This is a genomic window from Streptomyces sp. NPDC003327, assembly GCF_053589515.1.
Genome location: NZ_JBSFSA010000010.1, coordinates 111,911 through 127,246, shown reverse-complemented (window position 1 = coordinate 127,246; position 15,336 = coordinate 111,911). Strand labels below are relative to the sequence as shown.

The 15,336-nt window shown below is 73.5% G+C and carries 14 protein-coding genes; 10 read left to right on the top strand and 4 right to left on the bottom strand.

The features are described 5' to 3' along the window. Window positions 1–71 precede the first annotated feature (71 nt). Genes argC through ACWDVG_RS12280 form a run of 5 tightly spaced genes read left to right on the top strand, consistent with a single transcriptional unit; the run spans window position 72 to window position 5,025 of the window. Window positions 72–1,100: an N-acetyl-gamma-glutamyl-phosphate reductase gene (gene argC / locus ACWDVG_RS12300; protein ID WP_451698781.1), complete on the top strand. Its 1,029-nt coding sequence runs from the start codon at window positions 72–74 to the stop codon at window positions 1,098–1,100. After that, window positions 1,097–2,248, top strand: coding sequence for a bifunctional glutamate N-acetyltransferase/amino-acid acetyltransferase ArgJ (gene argJ / locus ACWDVG_RS12295; RefSeq protein ID WP_451698779.1), 1,152 nt, complete (start codon window positions 1,097–1,099; stop codon window positions 2,246–2,248). The genes argC and argJ overlap by 4 nt, the downstream gene beginning before the upstream one ends. Beyond that, the gene (gene argB / locus ACWDVG_RS12290) at window positions 2,245–3,261 is read left to right on the top strand and encodes an acetylglutamate kinase (protein WP_451698777.1); all 1,017 of its coding nucleotides are present in this window, start codon (window positions 2,245–2,247) and stop codon (window positions 3,259–3,261) included. The genes argJ and argB overlap by 4 nt, the downstream gene beginning before the upstream one ends. Next, the gene (locus ACWDVG_RS12285) at window positions 3,258–4,454 is read left to right on the top strand and encodes an acetylornithine transaminase (RefSeq protein WP_451698775.1); all 1,197 of its coding nucleotides are present in this window, start codon (window positions 3,258–3,260) and stop codon (window positions 4,452–4,454) included. The genes argB and ACWDVG_RS12285 overlap by 4 nt, the downstream gene beginning before the upstream one ends. Before the next feature lie 7 nt (window positions 4,455–4,461). Next, window positions 4,462–5,025 carry an arginine repressor gene (locus tag ACWDVG_RS12280; RefSeq protein WP_451698773.1) on the top strand — a complete coding sequence of 188 codons (564 nt, stop codon included), beginning with the start codon at window positions 4,462–4,464 and terminating at the stop codon, window positions 5,023–5,025. A 24-nt stretch (window positions 5,026–5,049) separates the two neighbouring features. Here the strand turns inward: ACWDVG_RS12280 and ACWDVG_RS12275 are convergent, their stop codons facing one another. The 3 genes from ACWDVG_RS12275 to ACWDVG_RS12265 all read right to left on the bottom strand — a co-directional run bounded on the left by ACWDVG_RS12275 (window position 5,050) and on the right by ACWDVG_RS12265 (window position 8,572). Beyond that, the gene (locus ACWDVG_RS12275; protein WP_451698771.1) at window positions 5,050–5,763 is read right to left on the bottom strand and encodes a L,D-transpeptidase family protein; all 714 of its coding nucleotides are present in this window, start codon (window positions 5,761–5,763) and stop codon (window positions 5,050–5,052) included. A 92-nt stretch (window positions 5,764–5,855) separates the two neighbouring features. Continuing rightward, window positions 5,856–6,467, bottom strand: a complete 612-nt coding sequence (locus ACWDVG_RS12270) for a pyridoxamine 5'-phosphate oxidase family protein (protein WP_451698769.1) — start codon at window positions 6,465–6,467, stop codon at window positions 5,856–5,858. Between the two features lie 95 nt (window positions 6,468–6,562). Continuing rightward, the gene (locus ACWDVG_RS12265) at window positions 6,563–8,572 is read right to left on the bottom strand and encodes a hypothetical protein (RefSeq protein ID WP_451698767.1); all 2,010 of its coding nucleotides are present in this window, start codon (window positions 8,570–8,572) and stop codon (window positions 6,563–6,565) included. 157 nt (window positions 8,573–8,729) lie between these two features. Between ACWDVG_RS12265 and argH the strand changes: the two genes are divergently transcribed. The 3 genes from argH (at window position 8,730) to ACWDVG_RS12250 (ending at window position 12,383) form a co-directional block, all read left to right on the top strand. Further along, window positions 8,730–10,160: an argininosuccinate lyase gene (argH, locus tag ACWDVG_RS12260; RefSeq protein WP_451698765.1), complete on the top strand. Its 1,431-nt coding sequence runs from the start codon at window positions 8,730–8,732 to the stop codon at window positions 10,158–10,160. A 127-nt stretch (window positions 10,161–10,287) separates the two neighbouring features. Next, entirely contained in the window at window positions 10,288–10,839 is a 552-nt protein-coding gene (locus tag ACWDVG_RS12255) for a TetR/AcrR family transcriptional regulator (protein WP_451698763.1), read from the top strand. Continuing rightward, on the top strand, window positions 10,839–12,383 hold the full coding sequence (locus ACWDVG_RS12250; RefSeq protein ID WP_451698761.1) for an MFS transporter: 1,545 nt from the start codon (window positions 10,839–10,841) through the stop codon (window positions 12,381–12,383). Before ACWDVG_RS12255 ends, ACWDVG_RS12250 begins: the two co-directional genes overlap by 1 nt. 141 nt (window positions 12,384–12,524) lie before the next feature. Here the strand turns inward: ACWDVG_RS12250 and ACWDVG_RS12245 are convergent, their stop codons facing one another. Continuing rightward, on the bottom strand, window positions 12,525–13,196 hold the full coding sequence (locus ACWDVG_RS12245; RefSeq protein ID WP_451698759.1) for a lysophospholipid acyltransferase family protein: 672 nt from the start codon (window positions 13,194–13,196) through the stop codon (window positions 12,525–12,527). Between the two features lie 217 nt (window positions 13,197–13,413). Between ACWDVG_RS12245 and ACWDVG_RS12240 the strand changes: the two genes are divergently transcribed. Further along, window positions 13,414–14,595 (top strand): glycerophosphodiester phosphodiesterase, encoded by a 1,182-nt coding sequence (locus ACWDVG_RS12240; protein ID WP_451698757.1) that lies wholly within the window; start codon window positions 13,414–13,416, stop codon window positions 14,593–14,595. Window positions 14,596–14,781: 186 nt separating this feature from the next. Next, window positions 14,782–15,318, top strand: coding sequence for a sigma-70 family RNA polymerase sigma factor (locus ACWDVG_RS12235; RefSeq protein WP_451698755.1), 537 nt, complete (start codon window positions 14,782–14,784; stop codon window positions 15,316–15,318). The last annotated feature ends 18 nt before the right edge of the window (window positions 15,319–15,336 follow it).

Genomic DNA, 15,336 nt, shown 5'->3' with positions numbered 1-15,336 from the left:
CGCCCCTCAACAGGGCGTTGCATAAAACTACAGCGCCACGTATAGTCATGCCATCCATGAGGAGGACTTCGATGACGGTACGAGCAGCAGTGGCGGGCGCGAGCGGGTACGCCGGAGGGGAACTCCTGCGCCTTCTTCTCACCCACCCCCACGTCGAGATCGGCACGCTGACCGGCCACTCCAACGCCGGCCAGAAGCTCGGGGCGCTCCAGCCCCACCTGCTGCCGCTCGCCGACCGCGTCCTCGCGCCGACCACGGCCGAGGAGCTCGCCGGCCACGACGTGGTCTTCCTCGCCCTGCCCCACGGCCAGTCCGCCGCCGTCGCCGAGCAGCTCGGCCCGGACGTCCTCGTCGTCGACATGGGCGCGGACTTCCGCCTCGTGGACCCCGCCGACTGGGAGACGTACTACGGCTCGCCGCACGCCGGGACCTGGCCCTACGGCCTCCCCGAACTGCCGGGCGCCCGCGCCGCGCTGGAGGGGTCCAAGCGCATCGCGGTGCCCGGCTGCTATCCCACCGCCGTCTCGCTCGCGCTCTTCCCCGCGTACGCGAACGGGCTCGCCGAGCCAGAGGCCGTGATCGTCGCCGCCTCCGGCACCTCCGGCGCGGGCAAGGCCCTGAAGCCGCACCTCCTCGGCAGCGAGGTGATGGGCAACATGTCCCCGTACGGCGTCGGCGGCGGCCACCGGCACACCCCCGAGATGATCCAGAACCTCAGCGGACCGGCGGGCGAGCGGGTCACCGTCTCCTTCACGCCCACGCTGGCCCCGATGCCCCGCGGCATCCTCGCCACCTGCACGGCCGCCGCCAGGCCGGGCGTCACCGCCGAAGCCGTACGGACCGCGTACGAGAAGGCCTTCGCGGACGAGCCCTTCGTGCACCTGCTGCCGGAGGGGCAGTGGCCGGCCACGGCGTCCGTCCGCGGTTCCAACGCCGTTCACGTCCAGGTCGCCCTCGACGCCAACGCGCACCGGATCATCGCGATCAGCGCCATCGACAACCTCACCAAGGGCACCGCCGGCGGCGCGGTGCAGAGCATGAACATCGCCCTCGGGCTCCCCGAGGACACAGGACTCTCCACGATTGGAGTCGCTCCGTGAGCGTCACCGCAGCGAAGGGATTCACGGCGGCCGGCATCGCCGCCGGGATCAAGCAGAACGGCACCCCGGACCTGGCCCTCGTGGTCAACACCGGGCCGCGCCGCGCCGCCGCGGGCGTCTTCACCTCCAACCGCGTCAAGGCCGCCCCCGTCCTCTGGTCCCAGCAGGTCCTCGCCGACGGCGAGCTGACCGCCGTCGTCCTCAACTCCGGCGGCGCCAACGCCTGCACCGGACCGCAGGGCTTCCAGGACACCCACGCCACCGCCGAGAAGGCCGCCGAGGTCCTCGGCATCGGCGCGGGCGAGGTGGCCGTCGCCTCCACCGGCCTCATCGGCGTCCTGCTGCCCATGGACAAGGTGCTCCCCGGCGTCGAGAAGGCCGCCGCCGAACTCTCCGTCCACGGCGGCGAGAAGGCCGCCCTCGCCATCAAGACCACCGACACCGTCCACAAGACCGCCGTCACGGGCGGCGATGGCTGGACGGTCGGCGGCATGGCCAAGGGCGCGGGCATGCTCGCCCCCGGCCTCGCCACCATGCTCGTCGTGCTCACCACGGACGCCGACGTCGACGCGGCGGGCCTCGACGACGCCCTGCGCCGGGCCACCCGCGTCACCTTCGACCGGGTCGACTCCGACGGCTGCATGTCGACCAACGACACCGTGCTCCTCCTGGCCTCCGGCGCCTCCGGCGTCACCCCGGCGCGGGACGAGTTCGCCGCCGCCGTCCGGTCCGTCTGCGACGACCTCGCCCGCCAGCTGATCGGCGACGCCGAGGGGGCGAGCAAGGACATCCGCATCGAGGTGATCAACGCGGCGAGCGAGGACGACGCCGTCGAGGTGGGCCGCTCCATCGCCCGCAACAACCTCCTCAAGTGCGCCATCCACGGCGAGGACGCGAACTGGGGCCGGGTGCTCTCCGCGATCGGCACCACCCGGGCCGCCTTCGAGCCCGACCGGCTCAACGTCGCCATCAACGGCGTCTGGGTCTGCAAGAACGGCTCGTTCGGCGAGGACCGCGACCTCGTCGACATGCGGTACCGCGAGGTCACCATCACCGCCGACCTGGCCGCCGGCGACGAGTCGGCCGTCATCTGGGCCAACGACCTCACCGCCGACTACGTGCACGAGAACAGCGCCTACTCGTCATGAGCGGCCCCCGTACGAGCGGCACGAGCACGACCAGCGACACCAGCACGAGCACGACCAGCGACACGAGCGACGACTCCACCGACCCGGGGAAGAATCCTGTGAAGAATCCTGCCGGCGGCGCCCGCAAACACACCGCGCTCCCCAAGGCGCAGATCCTCATCGAGGCGCTGCCCTGGCTCACCCGCCACCACGGCAAGACCGTCGTCATCAAGTTCGGCGGCAACGCCATGGTCGACGACGCGCTCAAGGCCGCCTTCGCCCAGGACGTCGTCTTCCTGCGCCACGCCGGTCTCCGTCCGGTCGTCGTGCACGGCGGCGGCCCCCAGATCAGCGCCGCCCTCGACAGGCACGGCCTCGTCAGCGAGTTCAAGGCCGGGCTCCGCGTCACCACGCCCGAGGCGATGGACGTCGTACGGATGGTGCTGGCCGGCCAGGTCCAGCGCGAGCTCGTCGGACTGCTCAACCAGCACGGCCCGTTCGCCGTCGGTCTCACCGGCGAGGACGCGCACACCATCACCGCCACCAAGCACCAGCCGGTGATCGACGGCGAGTCCGTCGACATCGGCCGCGTCGGCGAGATCACCGCCCTCGACACGGGCGCCATCCAGGCGCTGCTCGACGACGGCCGCATCCCGGTCATCTCCTCCATCGCACGCTCCCAGGACGACGGACATGTCTACAACGTCAATGCTGATACGGCGGCTGCGGCTCTCGCTGCGGCGCTGGGCGCCGAGACCCTGATGGTCCTGACCGACGTCGAGGGCCTCTACGAGGACTGGCCCAACAGCGACGAGGTCATCAGCCGGCTCACCGCGAGCGAGCTGGAGAAGCTGCTGCCCGAGCTCTCCAGCGGCATGGTCCCCAAGATGGAGGGCTGTCTGCACGCCGTACGGAACGGGGTCACGACGGCCCGCGTCATCGACGGCCGCGTCCAGCACTCCATCCTGCTGGAGATCTTCACCGACGAGGGCATCGGCACGATGGTCGTGCCGGACGGACAGGGGGAAGCATGACCAACGGGGAACTGACCGAGCGGTGGCAGGGCTCGCTCATGAACAACTACGGCACGCCCAGGCTGCCCCTGGTGCGCGGCGCGGGCGCCAGGGTCTGGGACGCCGACGGCAAGGAGTACCTCGACTTCGTCGGCGGCATCGCCGTCAACGCCCTCGGCCACGGCCACCCGGCGGTCGTCGAGGCGGTCTCCCGCCAGATCGCGAGCCTCGGCCACGTCTCCAACCTGTTCGTCGCCGAGCCGCCCGTGGCCCTCGCCGAGCGGCTGCTCGGCCTCTTCGGCCGCCCCGGCAAGGTGTTCTTCTGCAACTCGGGCGCCGAGGCCAACGAGGCCGCGTTCAAGCTCGGCCGACTCACGGGCCGTTCGCACATGGTCGCCACCGACGGCGGCTTCCACGGCAGGACCATGGGCGCCCTGGCGCTGACCGGCCAGCCCGGCAAGCAGGGCCCGTTCCTGCCGCTCCCCGGCGACGTCACCCACGTCCCGTACGGCGACGTCGAGGCGCTGCGGGCCGCCGTCACCGAGGAGACGGCGTTCGTCGTCATCGAGCCGATCCAGGGCGAGAACGGCGTCGTCGTCCCGCCCGTCGGCTACCTCAGGGCCGCCCGGGAGATCACCCGTGCCACCGGCACCCTCCTCGTCCTCGACGAGGTGCAGACCGGCATCGGCCGCTGCGGCCAGTGGTTCGAGTACCAGGCGCACGAGGGCGTCGACCCCGACGTGGTCACCCTCGCCAAGGGCCTCGGCGGTGGCCTCCCGCTGGGCGCGACCGTCGCGTTCGGCCCGGCGGCCGAGCTCTTCGCCCCCGGCCACCACGGCACCACCTTCGGCGGGAACCCGGTCGCCTGCGCCGCCGGCCTCGCCGTCCTGGACACCCTCGGTGCCGACGCGGCCCTCGACCACGTGAAGGCGGTCGGGGAGCGGCTCCGCCACGGAATCGAGGGTCTCGGCCACCCCCTCGTCTCCCACGTCCGTGGTGCGGGCCTCCTGCTGGGTATCGTGCTCACCGGGCCCCTCGCACCCCAGGTGCAGCAGGCGGCCCAGGACGCCGGCCTCCTGGTGAACGCGCCCGCGCCCGACGTCGTACGGATCATGCCTCCGCTGGTCCTGACCGACGCCGAGGCGGACGCCTTCCTCCGGGCCCTGCCCGGGGTCCTGGACGTGGCGAACGGGCAAGGACGAACCGGAGAATGAGACGACGATGACCGACGCGCAGGAGAACGAGCACTGGGGGTCCCCCCAGGCAGAGCCTGGGGGAGGGCCGTCCGTTCCGCAGACCCGCACCGCACGCCACCGCAGGATCGTCGACATCCTCAACCGGCAGCCGGTGCGCTCGCAGAGCCAGCTCGCCAAGCTCCTCGCGGACGACGGGCTGAGCGTCACCCAGGCGACGCTGTCCCGGGACCTCGACGAGCTCGGCGCGGTGAAGATCCGCAACACGGGCGGCGAGCTGATCTACGCCGTGCCCAGCGAGGGCGGGTTCCGCACCCCGCAGGCACCGCTCGGCGAGTCCGCCAAGGAGGAGCGCATGCGCCGCCTCTCCGGCGAGCTGCTGATCTCCGCCGAGGCCTCGGCCAACCTCGTGGTCCTGCGGACCCCGCCGGGCGCCGCCCAGTTCCTCGCGTCGGCCATCGACCAGGCCGAACTCCACGCGATCCTCGGCACGATCGCGGGTGACGACACCCTGCTGCTCATCTCCCGCGACCCGGTCGGCGGCCAGGCGCTCGCCGACCACCTGCTGCGGCTCGCGCAGAAGGGCGCCTGAGGCGCGTCGGAGTCGCAGGACCGCTCAGTACGCCGTGATCGCCGTCGGACCCTCCCGGGTTCCGACGGCGATGTGCGGTCGGCGCGACGGATCGGCCCAGGCGAGGATCGCGCGCATCGCGTCCGCCGGGACGGAGACGCAACCGGCGGTCGCCCCCTCCCCGTTGACGTGCAGGAAGATCCCGGCGCCCCGGCCCCGCATCGGGCGCTCGTAGTTGTAGCCGATGACGAGTGCGTGCGCGTACTGCGTGCCGTACGTCACGAGGTGCTCGGCCTCGTCGGCCCGGCAGTCGCGGGGCAGCCCCTCGACCCAGCGGTTGTACGCACGGGAGTCGTTGTCCTGGCACCACCAGGACCGGTCGGTGACCCTGGCGTACGGGTAGGCCGTACCGGCGGGTGCGGGCCGGATGCCGAAGGCGTACGGGAGCCGGTAGAGCCCGGTGGGCGTGGTGCGGGTGCCCTGCCGCCGCGTCGCGCCCTCGGCGAGGCCGTTGGCCCCGAACCGCGCGGGCGCCGACCCGGCCGCCACCCACCGCCCGCCGCGCCGGTCCCACCAGGTGACGGTGCCGCCGGTGGCCGAGGGACCGGCGGCCTCCGCCGTGATCAGCTGGGTGCCCCCGCCGGTGTCCGCCATCCGTGCGGGCAGCGGGACCGGGGGAGCGGCGGAGGAGGCGGAGGAGGGCGACGGGGCGGTGCCCAGGGCCAGCAGGGCCGCGCCGAGGACGAGAAGGGTGCGCATGGCGGCGACGCTAGGCGCCCGCGCTCACCACCGCCCGTCGTGCGGGGCCAACGGGCGCAACGGGCCGTCGGGGCCTTCGGGGCCGACGGGGGCTACGCCCGGGGCTGCCCGGCGGGCTGCGGAGGGAGCGGCAGCGGAAGACCGGGGAGGCCGTCGAGGCTGGTGGCGATGTGGTCCTTGCGCGTGCAGTACGCGTTGAACTCCTCGTCCGACTTCCGGTTGAAGTACTCGGCGTGCAGCGACCGCTCCTCCTGGTACTCCATCAGCGGGACGGCGTACCCGCACGCGTCGCTGACCCGCCGGGCGTGCACCACGATCACCGCGCGGGCACTGCCCTGCCCTTCGACGGCCTCGGCCGGGAACCGCGCGAAGAGCTCGCTCCAGCGCGGGTCGTCCCGCAGCACGACCTCGCCCTGGCCGTGCACCCGCACCACGGTCGGCGGCCCGCTGAACGCGGTCCACATGAGGGTGATGCGGCCGTTCCCGGGCTCCCGCAGGTGTGCGATGGTCTCGGCGCCGCTGCCGCCGAAGTCCACGTAGGCGAGCGTCAGTTCGTCGAGGACGACGAGGGTGCCCCGGCGTCCCTTCGGCGAGAGGTTGACGTGCCCGTCACCGGAGAGGGGCGCGGTCGCGGTGAAGAAGACCGGCTGGGCCTCGATGAAGGCACGGAGCCGCCCGTCGATGCGTTCGTACGTTTTTCCCATGGTCCGATTATCCGCTCTGGGGGGCGGTCGCCGCGGGGGCGTCTCATCCACCGGCCCATCGCCTCACGGGCGTTCGGGTGCCCGGCCGCGTGGACTCAGCGCCTCGCGTCCCGCCGTGCCGCCGCGCGCTCCCGCATCTCCCGGAGCCAGGAGGGGAGTCGAGGCGCGTGACGCTCCCTCAGGAAGCGGATCTCCGCCGCGTACGGCCCGGTGGCGCCCAGCCGGTTCCGCAGCCCGCCCACCGCCCGCTCCCTTGCCATCGCCCGCACACGGACGTCCGGGTCGTCGACCAGGCGCAGCGCCGCGAGGAGCGACTCCGGTTCCCGGCGGCCCCGGATCAGGGCGAGGCCCGCGGCCCGGCGCGCCCGCGGGCCGCCGGGAGCGGCGAGGTCGAGCAGCAGCGCCAGGGGCACGGCCTCCGCGTCCCCCCGCAGCGCGTCACCGGCCACCCGCACCACCCTCGGTGACGGGTCGTCGAGGAAGGGCAGGGCCTCCCGCCATCCCAGGCCGTGCCGGTCGGCCAGCTGCGACAGCGCCTCGGCCCGTACGTCCTCGTACGGCAGCGAGAGGATGCGGCGCAGCGCCTCCGGCCGGTCGCGCAGCGCGCTCAGGGCCGTCGCCCGCACCACCGGGTCCGGGTCGGCGGCGAACGGCTCCGGCCCGTCGCCCGGCAGCGCGCCCCGCATCCGCAGCGCGGCGAGGGCCCGGGCGCGTACCGCCCCGCTCGGGTGACGGGCCAGGGAGCGCAGCAGCGGGAGGTCCTCCGGCCCGCCCTGCTCGGCGAGCCCGCTGACGGCTCCTGGCGTGACGGTCGCCGGGTCGGCGCACGCCGTCCTGTACGCGCTCCGCGGCTCACCGCCCGCCGCCCGGAACTCGCGGCAGGCGACGGCGCGCACCCGCGCGTACGGGTCGGTCAGGTGTCGCTTCAGTTCGTCACCCCGCCCGGCGGCCCGCAGCCGCGCGACGGCCGCCGCCCGTACGACGGCGTCCCGGGCCGCCACCAGGCGGTCGAGATGCGGGTCCCCGGCGCCGTCGGCCGTCAGCGCCTCCACGGCGCGCCGCCGGAGTACGGCGTCCCGGTGGGTGAGCGCGAGCCGGGCGAGGTCACCGGCCCGGAGGGCCCCCGCCTCCTGCGCGGCGGCCAACGCCGCGTGCCGCAGCGAAGCGTCCCGGCAGTCCTCCAGAAAGACATGGAACCGCTCAAGAGGGTCCTCGATGTCCCCGTCCCCACCCGCAGACCCGTCCGCCTCCCGGTCCGCGAGTCCGCCCTCGCCCGCAGGCCTGTCCCCGCTCGCAGGCCCGCCCCCGCCAGCGCGTTCCGCCTCCGCCACCATCCCGAGCGCCATGCGGAGCGCCTGGACCCGGACGCCCGTGTCCGGGTCCCCTTCCGCGAGGTCGTACGCCTCCGCCGCAGTCAGCCGCCCGGCCGCGGCCGCGGCCCGCAGCGCGGCGATGCGGAACTCCGGGCGTCGGCTCGCCCACAGTTCGGCCACCGCCTCCGCCGGTGCCCCGCCGATCCGGGCGAGGACGGCGTCGCGGACCCAGGCCCCGTGGCGGCGCAGCCCCAGGACGAGGGCGAGCGGCGCCAGGGCCCGCAACGCGTCCTCGTCGGCATCCGTGAGCGCCCGGCCGGCGACCGATCTGGCCCGCTCGCGGACCGTCTCGTCCGTGTCCGTGCAGCGGACGAGGACGAGGGGCAGGACGGCGGCGGGCGGCGCCCCGCCCTCCGCGTGGTCGAGCGCGGCGGCACGGACCCGGGGGTCGTCGTGGCAGAGGGCGATCGCGAGCTCGGACTCGCCGGGCGGCGCGGGCCACCACACCCCCGCGGGGGTGCCCGCCGCCGCGTCGGCCTCGTGCCAGTGCGGTGACCTCCGCCAGTCCGCGACCTCGCGGGCATCGAACGTGTGGAAGCCGACGCTCAGGGTGCTCCGCATCCTCGACCGCACGCCCCACGTGCACGACCACACGTCCCGGTCCAGCCTCAGCCAGTCCTCGGCCCGGCCCGCTCCGACGGCCGCGGCGATGCCCTTCCCGTGCAGCAGTCGTTCTCCGGGGGAGTGGTGCCGGGTCGGCAGGAGCGGCGGCAGCGGATGGTGAGCGGTCATGCGCGGGACTGTAGTGCCGGTTCGCGGCGCGCCGCCCGCGTATATTCCCCCGCCGAGGCCGTGGATTGACGAAACATGCGGCACTCTGCATACTCATGCATAGGGCAGGTGGCCCGCCCGTGCACAACCGCCCACGTTCGACTGAGGAGCATCAGCTGTGAGCAGCAACAACGGTGACGTCCGGCTCTGGGGCGGCCGCTTCGCCGACGGCCCCGCCGAGGCCCTGGCCAAGCTGTCCGCGTCGGTCCACTTCGACTGGCGCCTCGCGCCGTACGACATCGCCGGCTCCCGCGCCCACGCGCGCGTGCTCCACTCCGCCGGACTGCTCACCGAGGGCGAGCTGACCCGCATGCTCGCCGGGCTCGACCAGCTGGAGGCGGACGTCGCCGACGGCTCCTTCGTCGGCACCATGGCCGACGAGGACGTCCACACCGCCCTGGAGCGGGGCCTCCTGGAGCGCCTCGGCCCGGACCTCGGCGGCAAGCTGCGCGCCGGCCGCTCCCGCAACGACCAGGTCGCCACCCTGTTCCGGATGTACATGCGGGACCACGCCCGGATCATCGGCGGCCTGATCGCCGACCTCCAGGACGCGCTCGTCGGCCTCGCCGAGGCCCACCCGGACGTCGCCATGCCCGGCCGGACCCACCTCCAGCACGCCCAGCCCGTGCTCTTCGCCCACCACGTCCTCGCCCACGTGCAGTCCCTCTCGCGGGACGCCGAGCGGCTGCGCCAGTGGGACACCCGGACGGCGGTCTCCCCGTACGGCTCCGGCGCGCTCGCCGGGTCCTCGCTCGGGCTCGACCCGCAGGCGGTGGCGAAGGACCTCGGCTTCGAGCGCGGCTCGGCGGGCAACTCGATCGACGGCACTGCCTCCCGCGACTTCGTCGCCGAGTTCGCCTTCATCACGGCGATGATCGGCGTGAACCTCTCCCGGATCGCCGAGGAGATCATCATCTGGAACACGAAGGAGTTCTCCTTCGTGACCCTGCACGACGCCTTCTCGACCGGCTCGTCGATCATGCCGCAGAAGAAGAACCCGGACATCGCCGAGCTGGCCCGGGGCAAGTCCGGCCGCCTCATCGGCAACCTCTCCGGTCTGATGGCGACCCTCAAGGCCCTCCCGCTCGCCTACAACCGCGACCTCCAGGAGGACAAGGAGCCGGTCTTCGACTCCTGCGACCAGCTGGAGGTCCTGCTGCCCGCCTTCACCGGCATGATGGCCACGCTCACCGTCAACCGGGAGCGGATGGAGGAGCTCGCCCCGGCCGGCTTCTCGCTCGCCACGGACATCGCGGAGTGGCTGGTCAAGCAGGGCGTGCCGTTCCGGGTGGCGCACGAGGTGGCGGGCGAGTGCGTGAAGGCCGCCGAGGCCGAGGGCAAGGAGCTGGACGAGCTCACCGACGAGCAGTTCGCCAAGATCTCGGAGCACCTCACCCCCGAGGTCCGTACGGTCCTCAACGTCCCCGGCGCCCTCGCCTCCCGTAACGGCCGGGGCGGCACGGCCCCCTCGGCGGTCGCCGCCCAGCTGGTCGAGGTGAAGGCGGACCTGGTCGTCCAGCACGCCTGGGCCGACGCCAAGAAGCGGTAACCGTCGCGCACGTCCGCAGCGCCGTCGCCCTCCCCCTCGGGAGGGCGACGGCGCTTCGTCATGTCCCTGGGCGCCCGCCACCCCTCGCGATGAGACATTGATGTCTCATTTGGTGTACGGTTGTCTCATGTCCCTCGATCGCCGCACCCAGGTGCTCCACAGCGCCGCCGCCCTGCTGTCCCGCAAAGCGACCGCCACCATGGACGAGGTCGCCAGGAACGCCGGGATCGGCCGCGCCACCCTCCACCGGCACTTCGCCGGCCGGGACGCCCTGATCAGGGCCCTGGAGGAGATGGGCATCGCGGAGCTGGAGGCCGCGCTCGACGAGGCGGCGCTCGACGAGGGACCCGCCGACGAGGCGGTCCGCCGGCTCGTCGCCGGGGTGGAGCCCGTGGCCCCGCTGCTCTCGTTCCTCGTGACCGAGAACCAGCTGTTCGAGGGCGACGAGCAGAACGAGGGCTGGGCCCGCCTCGACGCCCGGGTCGGCGCCCTCTTCAGGCGGGGCCAGCAGGAGGGCACCTTCCGCATCGACCTGAGCCCCGCCTGGCTGACCGAGGCCCTCTACGGGCTCGTCGGCAGCGGCGCCTGGGCCGTCATGGACGGCCGGGTCGCCCCCAAGGACTTCCAGTACATGATCACCGAGCTGCTGCTCGGTGGCGCACGACGGAGCGTGGAGTGATGAGCAGGACCCAGCAGCTGAACCCGACGACGGGGACGGAGGTGAGGAGCCCCGGACGATGGCTCGCGCTGTCGGTCCTCGTGCTCGCGGTTCTGCTGGTCGCGGTCGACGCCACCGTGCTCGGCCTCGCCACCCCCTCGCTGAGCGAGGACCTCAAGCCGACCGGCACCCAGTTGCTCTGGATCGGCGACATCTACTCGTTCGTGATCGCCGGTCTGCTCGTCTCCATGGGCTCCCTCGGCGACCGCATCGGCCGCAAGAAGCTGCTGCTCGTCGGCGCCACCGCCTTCGGCGCCGTCTCGGTGCTCAACGCGTACGCCACCAGCCCCGAGATGATGATCGTCGCCCGCGCGCTCCTCGGCGTCGCCGGCGCGACCCTGATGCCCTCGACGCTCGCGCTGATCCGGAACATCTTCCACGACCCCAAGGAGCGCAGCCTCGCCATCGGCATCTGGGGCGCCACCGCCTCCGCCGGCGCCGCCATCGGCCCGGTCATCGGCGGCGCGCTGCTCCAGCACTTCTACTGGGGTTCCGTCTTCCTCATCAACCTGCCCGTCATGGCCGTCCTCGTCCTCGTCGGCATCAAGCTCCTGCCCGAGTCGAAGAACCCGGTCGCGGGCCCCTGGGACCTCGTCTCCGTCGGCCTCTCGCTCGTCGGCGTCATCGGTGTCGTGTACGCGATCAAGGAACTCGCCTCGCACGGCGCCACCCCCGACGTCGGGATCGCCGCGCTCGTCGGCGCGGCCAGCCTCTACGCCTTCGTCCGCCGCCAGTACGCGCTGAGCGCGCCGCTGCTCGACATGCGGCTGTTCAAGCACCGGGGCTTCTCCGGCGCCGTCCTCGCCGACCTGCTCACCGTCTTCGGCCTCTCCGGCCTGGTCTTCTTCCTCTCCCAGTTCCTCCAGCTGGTCCAGGGACGCCAGCCGCTGGAGGCCGGCCTCGCCGAACTGCCCGCGGCCGTCGGCGCCGTGGTCACCGGCCTCGTCGCCGGCCGCTACGCCCGCCGGTACTCGGTGCGGACCGTGGTCTCCGGCGGTCTCGCGGCCATCGGCACCGCGCTCGCCGTGATCACCCTCGTCCACAAGGAGACCGGCTACCCGCTGCTCGGCGCCGCCCTGCTCGTCGTCGGACTCGGCGCGGGCTTCTCCTTCACCGTCACCGCCGACGTCATCCTCTCCAGCGTCCCCAAGGAGCAGGCCGGTTCCGCCTCCGCGGTCTCCGAGACGGCGTACGAGCTCGGCGCCGCCCTCGGCATCGCGCTCCTCGGCTCCATCGTGACCGGCGTCTACCGGGGCTTCGCCACCCCGGCCGGCGTCCCCGCCGACACGGCGGCCGCCGCCCACGAGTCGCTCGGCGGCGCCGTCGAGGCCTCCGCCGCGCTGGCGCCCGGGACGGCGACGGCCCTGGTGGGGGCGGCCCAGGAGGCCTTCGTCGACGGCCTGCGCATCGCCGCGGGCGTCGGAGCGGCCGTCCTCCTCGCCACGGCGGCCGCCGCCTGGTTCCTGCTCAGGGGGCAGGAGCTGGAGGAGGGCGTCGAGCACTGACGGCCTCCCGCAGCCGAAGCCGAAGCCGCAGCCGCAGCTGCCGCGCCCGAGCCCGACCCTGAGTCCGGGTCGCTCCCGGCCCCGCACACGACGGTGCCCCGTACGGAACCTCTCCGTACGGGGCACTTTCACGCCAATCCGCTACGCGGCCTTCGCCTTCGTGGCGTACATGTCCACGTACTCCTGCCCGGACAGCCGCATGACCTCGGTCATCACCGAGTCCGTCACCGCCCGCAGCACATAGCGGTCGCGGTCCATCCCCTCGTACCGCGAGAACTCCATCGCCTCGCCGAACCGGACCGTCACCCGGCCCGGACGCGGGAAGCCCGCGCCGCCCGGCTGGATCTTGTCGGTGCCGATCATCGCGAACGGCACCACCGGCGCGCCCGTCATCAGGGTCAGCCGCGCGATGCCGGTACGGCCCCGGTACAGTCGGCCGTCGGGGGAGCGGGTGCCCTCCGGGTAGATCGAGAAGATCTTGCCCTCGTCCAGGACCCGGCGGCCCGTCATCAGCGCCGCCACACCGCCCCGGCCGCCGTCCCGGTCCACCGGGATCATGCCGACGCTGGTGAAGAACCAGGCCATCGCCCGGCCCTTGAGACCCTTGCCCGTGACGTACTCGTCCTTGCCGATGAAGAAGACCTGACGCTCCAGGCAGATCGGCATGATCATCGAGTCGATGAAGGTCAGGTGGTTGCCCGCCAGGATGACGGGCCCCGTCCCGGGGATGTTCTCGGCGCCCTCCACGCGGGGGCGGAACATCAGGCGCATGACCGGCCCGAGCACTGCCTTGATGATCGCGAGACGGGACAACGGTTCCTCCGGTGGGACGCGGGTCAGTCGGGCCGACGGTGCAGCTGGCGACGATACTCGCGGGTCACCACCGTACGCACATCGGGTTCACCGAGTGGATACACGGTGTTGACGCGTGTTTCCGCCATGTTCCCCCCAGGTCCGCCGCCCGTAGGGGCGCGCTGCCTACCGTCGGGGGCGCTCCCACAGGTGTGGGGCAGGACACAGGAGGCACTCCATGACACAGGGCGCGCGCCCGACCCCGGCACGACGGACGGTTATCGGAGCGGCGGGAGCGGCCGTCCTCGGCGCCTCCGCGGCGCTGACGACCACCGGCACCGCACAGGCGGACGACGGGGGCAGGGCCCTCGGCGCCGACCGCGCGGACCGCCACCGCGGCTACCGCTCCCTCCCCGTCCCCACCGTCATCGCCCACCGCGGCGCCAGTGGCTACCGGCCCGAACACACCCTCGGCTCCTACCAGCTGGCCCTCGACCTCGGCGCCCACGTCATCGAGCAGGACCTCGTCCCCACCAAGGACGGGCACCTCGTCTGCCGCCACGAGAACGACATCACCGGAACCACCGACGTCGCCGACCACCCCGAGTTCGCCTCCCGCAGGACCACCAAGAGCGTCGACGGCACCTCCCTCACCGGCTGGTTCACCGAGGACTTCACGCTCGCCGAGCTGAAGACCCTGCGGGCCAAGGAGCGCATCCCGGGCACCCGCCAGGAGAACACCCTCTACGACGGCCGGTGGACCGTCCCCACCTTCGAGGAGGTGCTGCGCTGGGCCGAGCAGGAGGGCCGCCGCCGGGGCCGCGAGATCTGGCTGCACGTCGAGACGAAGCACCCCACCTACTTCCGCTCGATCGGCCTCGGCCTGGAGGAGCGGCTCGCGAAGCTGCTGCGCCGCTACGGCCGCCACCGCGCCGACTCCCCGACCTTCCTCCAGTCCTTCGAGCCGACCAGCATGCAGCGGATGGCGAAGCTCGTCTCCACCCCGCGCGTCGTCCTGCTGTGGACCGCCGACGACCGCCCGTGGGACTTCCGCCAGACCGGCGACCCGCGCACCGTGGCCGACCTGATCACGCCGGAGGGCCTCGCCTGGATCGCCTCGTACGCGCAGGGCATCGGCCCGCTCCTCGACCTGGTCATCCCCAAGGACGCGACCGGCAGGCTCGGCACCCCGACGACCCTGGTGCGGGACGCCCACGCCGAGGGCCTGATCCTCCACCCGTACACCCACCGCAACGAGAACAGCTTCCTGCCCGCCGACCACCGCAGGGGCACCGACCCGACGGCCTACGGCGACTCGTTCGGCGCGCTGAAGCGCTACCTGGCCACCGGGATCGACGGCATCTTCTCCGACAACCCGGACACCGCGCTGCTCGCCGCCGCGGACTTCGCCCGCCGCTGACGCCCGGCGCCCGCCGCTGACGCCCGGCGGCCCGGTCCACGGCCCACCGCGGGCGGCGGCACCGGTGTCCCGCCCCGGCCCGTGCCCACCAGGCCGGTGAAGCCCCGTGCCCGGCCCGTACCCCCACCCGGGTGGTTTCGGGCCGGGCCCGCAACCGGTCCGCGCCCGCCCCGCATCGTGGCGGGCATGACCACCCCCGAAACGCTGCTCAGCACCCTCACGCCCCTCCTCGCCGCCGAGTCCCGGGCCGAGGCCGCGGCCGCCGGAGTCGAGCCCGACGACCTCGAACAGGCCGTCTGGCTGCGCCTCCTGGAACGCATCCGGCAGGACGGCGCCCCCGAACGCCCCGCCGACTGGCTGCGCCGGGCCGTCCGCGCCGAGGCCCGCCGGGGCCGCCGCGCCGCCCTGCGGGAAAGCCCCTACCGGGACGAACCGGCCCCCGCCCCCGGTGACACGGAGGCGCCCGGCTCGCCGGAGGGCTCCGCCCTCGTCGCCGAACGGCGGCGCACCGTACGCGCCGCCGTCACCCGGACGCCCGGCCGCTGCCCCCGGCTGCTGACGGCGATGCTCGACCCCGCCGACCCCACCTACCGCGAAATCGCAGGAGAGTTGGGTATCTCACAGGGCAGTCTGGGGCCGATGCGTTCCCGCTGCCTGGGATGCCTGCGCAGAATGCTCGCGGCAGAGGTTCCCGCGCCCGGCCGACGGGGAAGGGTGCGGTAGACCGTCGGGTGACCAGAT